Source organism: Thermoplasma sp., assembly GCF_023256435.1.
Classification (GTDB): Archaea; Thermoplasmatota; Thermoplasmata; order Thermoplasmatales; family Thermoplasmataceae; genus Thermoplasma.
This window is the reverse complement of record NZ_JAGDXM010000003.1, coordinates 23,507-27,530: the sequence shown is the minus strand read 5'-3', so window position 1 is coordinate 27,530 and position 4,024 is coordinate 23,507. Positions and strand designations below refer to the sequence as shown.

The 4,024-nt window shown below is 45.2% G+C and carries 3 protein-coding genes; 2 read left to right on the top strand and 1 reads right to left on the bottom strand.

Going from position 1 to position 4,024, the window contains the following annotated elements; all coding sequences use genetic code 11:
- Nucleotides 1–46 precede the first annotated feature (46 nt).
- Complete coding sequence (locus tag Q0C15_RS00275) at nt 47–991, top strand: endonuclease V (RefSeq protein WP_297214830.1); 945 nt, start codon at nt 47–49, stop codon at nt 989–991.
- Between the two features lie 365 nt (nt 992–1,356).
- Here Q0C15_RS00275 and Q0C15_RS00270 read toward each other — a convergent pair whose 3' ends face one another.
- Nucleotides 1,357–2,439, bottom strand: a complete 1,083-nt coding sequence (locus tag Q0C15_RS00270; protein WP_297214828.1) for a hypothetical protein — start codon at nt 2,437–2,439, stop codon at nt 1,357–1,359.
- A gap of 136 nt (nt 2,440–2,575) precedes the next feature.
- Here Q0C15_RS00270 and Q0C15_RS00265 point away from each other — a divergent pair.
- Nucleotides 2,576–4,024, top strand: a 1,449-nt coding sequence (locus Q0C15_RS00265) for a methylmalonyl-CoA mutase family protein (protein ID WP_297214826.1), incomplete at its 3' end; no start/stop codon positions are given.

Sequence of the window (4,024 nt, the reverse complement as noted above, 5' to 3'; positions counted from 1 at the left end):
TGCTTTAGCTTAGGAGTAGCTCACGGCTCGCAGGGTTGAGATCAAGATGGATCTAGAGGACTTTGATCTATATTCATATTTTTATGATCTCGTGAAGCAGATACCGGATGGGTATGTGACCACTTATGGAGATCTTGCTGAGGCGCTAGGTGATCCGATAGCTGCTAGGGCAGTTGGCTATATGCTATCTATCAATGAGGATCCGGATGGCATTCCATGCTATAGGGTGGTTCTTCACGATGGAACTGTGGGAAACTACACCCATCCTCTTGGGCCTCAGGAGAAGGTACGGCGGCTGAAAGCCGATGGCATTCCAGTTGTTTCAGGCAAAATAGAAGATTTTGAACATCATAGATTCCGGGATTTCAGGACAGATTACCCCCTGAAAAAGATGCAAGAGTACCAGAGAAAGATAGCGGAAGAATACACTGAATCTGGTCCAGAAAAATTTGAGTTGATAGAGGCCTTCGACGTCTCGTATACCGACAGAATGGGGTTTGCCTCTTCCGTCGTACTGCATGGTGAAGAGATGGAATCCTATGTGATCAGCGACAAGATCCGCTTTCCATACATACCAGGGTATCTTGGGTTCAGGGAGTTCAAGTTCATAAGGCGGCTTTACAGAAACGCCGATCTGCTTCTCATAGATGGAAATGGGATACTTCATCCCAGGTACGCTGGGCTTGCAACCCATGCCGGTGTAATTTTAAATACCAGTGCCATAGGTGTAGCGAAGCATCTAACGAGATCTGTGAAACATGACGAATATCTTTACATCGGTGATAGATTGACTGGCATGATCATAAAGAAAAACATCATTGTGAGTCCAGGAAACAGATTCAGCGTCCGTTCTGCGGTGATGACAGTACAGGCGCTGTGGGGTGATAAATACCCATGGCCGCTCAAGCTGGTGCATCAGCTTAGCACTATGCACCTAGATACGCGCGGCAGGATACTTGAACTTGACGCACAGTCCATTTCTGCCAGATAGCCGGCTAATTTCAGAATTATGTTGATCGATTAGATGATCACAAAATGAATGAGATGGATGATTCAAAACGTCTAACTGAAGCACTAATACGTTTATCAACAAAATTGGAAGTCTGAGGGAAACAATAAAACTCTTACCTTTAAGGGAAAATATACTGATCTTTTGCAATTGATGTCTTTATAAAAAAGTCTGTCCATTTCTTTTGTTTCCTCAGCGAGGACCAGATGGTATTATACGTGAATGGTATCGATGAAATCCGATTTACGTCTGTGGATATCACGATATGGGGCTTGCATGGAATATGCATGTACGGGCAGAGATCTCTTCGATGAAAGGATTCTCCGAAGATCCAGCTACGGAGTATATCACGTGTACTTCATAAGTGACTCCTTTGCCCTCTCCATGAATTCCGGCGGTATCTTCGGCTCTCCCTCAGCTAATTTACCCTCAATGCAGATATCACCTATTGCGTCTGAAACCTTTCTAAGTTCGAAATCGCTTTCAGCCATTATCACCACAGATGGTCCTGTGTCTATTGATAAGCTTACGGAATTCCCATGCAATCTAAAATTCATGATATTTTTCACGATTTTCATTGTTCTGTCTGTCCATACTAAAGATGCGGATGACATCAGGATTGAATGCATCTTGAGTGTGCTATCAAGAGCGGTTCTCATTATGGTATCTGCATCAAATTCCGTGTTCAGGAAGTCGAATACCGCCTGTCGCTGATAGGAGGCCCATGCATTGTAGAATGGCGATCTCAAGGCAGCTGAATGTGCGTCCTCCGTGCCTATATCGCCAGATAACGGAATCGCACAGATCGAGATCTTGTTTCCATGAAAGGGCAGATTCAGAGAAAAGGAACTGTCATGGGAATATCCTGAGTCAGATATCCACAGAGAAAGCGGGCCATTGACAGATTTAGATCCTGACCCTGATGCAAGTCTTGCTATCTTCGAAACGAATGGGCCATCTCCGATCGATTCTTCACCAAAGACGGCCCTTGCGATAGATCTCGCAGCTGCTGCCGCCATAGAGGCAGATTCTCCAAGTCCCTTTGCGTTATCGTATTTTCTCTTCATTGAGACATAAAGATGAAATGAACCCCTCACTGAATATATGTTACGGAACACATTCAGCGCCTTTATGGCCCTTCTCTTCACGCCTTCATCTTCCACTCCGTCGAATATGACACTGTCGTTGCCCGCATCTTCGGTCAGCACAACAGCGGAGAATGCCTCAGAAAAATCTGTGTTAATTGATATAGAAGGAAAGTTGGCTATGTTGAATGTACTGTCGTAATAGCCGAGGAATTTTATCACACCCGTTATTGGATATCCAGATCCATAGAATATTTTACCATAAGATGGAACCGCATCGTATCTTCCTGGAGGGGAGTACAATCCTCTGCTCCTGATCAGAGATACAAGACGTGTTGTATACACATTATAATATTCAATTCACATATAAATACTGTGATATTGGCAGTCTTATTTGATGAACGGTATTTCCGATCTGAAAAACAGATATACGGTGGGAAATTAGCATAACTTTAATCTATCATGTATTATTATGCTATATATGGATAGTTTCTGGAAGAAGAAGCTGGGCGAATTCAATACTGATAGAAAAAATCAGGAATACGAGAGATGGGTTGCCAGCACCTTGATGCCCTGGAATAGGCAGACGGGGTATAAGGAGAAGAAATATCAGAATTCATCCGAGATCACGTTAAAGGAGATATATACAAGGGAAGACGTTCCGGACGTAGAAAAGAGGCTTGGAATGCCGGGTGAATATCCATTCACCAGGGGTATATACCCAAACATGTACAGGGGCAAGCTTTGGACCATGAGGATGTTTTCTGGTTTCGGCACGCCGGAGGATACCAACAGGAGACTGCACTATTTAATTGAAAATGGAGAAACCGGTCTCAGCATAGCCTTTGATATGCCGACGCTTTATGGATATGATGCAGATAACCCAAGATCCGAGGGGGAAATAGGCAAATGCGGTGTGAATGTATCAACGCTGAAGGATATGGAGACCATATTCAAGGGCATAGATCTTGGAAAGGTTTCAACCTCGATGACGATAAATGCACCAGCGGCCATTCTGACAGCCATGTACCTGGCCATAGCCAAAAAGCAGGGTGTACCGTTCGATAAGGTGTCCGGTACAGTTCAGGCTGACATACTCAAGGAATACATCGCCCAGAAGGAATGGATGTATCCTCCGGAGGCACACATCAGGATAATAAGGGATATGATGGTCTACTGCACGAAGAACGTTCCTAAATGGAACTACATAAGCATATCGGGATACCATATAAGGGAAGCCGGTTCCAGTGCAGTTCAGGAGCTCGCTTTCACGCTTGCGGACGGTTTTTACTACGTTGATCTCGGCATAAAATCGGGCCTCAATGTTGATGATTTTGCTCCGCGCCTTTCGTTCTTCTTCAATTCGTCAATAAACTTCTTCGAGGAGATTGCCAAACTCAGGGCCGCGAGACGCATATGGGCCACAGTCATGAAGGAAAAATATGGAGCAAAGAATCCAAGATCAATGATGCTGAGGTTCCATACCCAGACCTCAGGTTATACTCTGACGTGGCAGCAGCCTCTCAACAATATAATCAGGACCACCATAGAAGCCATGGCTGCCGTGCTCGGCGGTACGCAGAGCCTGCACACAAACTCCTATGATGAGGCATGGGCTCTTCCATCAGACGGTGCCGTCAAGGTAGCTCTCAGAACGCAGCAGATAATAGCGGAGGAGAGCGGCATTCCAGACGTTATAGATCCGCTCGGCGGTTCTTATTATGTAGAGTGGCTCACCGATAAGATGGAGGAGGAGGCCTACAAATACTTTGACAGGATCGAGAGCATGGGCGGGATACTCGAGGCAATAAAGAAGGGGTACATACAGAAGGAAATTGCTGATACATCATACAAGAGGCAGAAGCGGCTGGAGAATGGAGAGGAGATAATGGTTGGCGTTAACAAATACATAGAGGAAGGCGAAGAACCC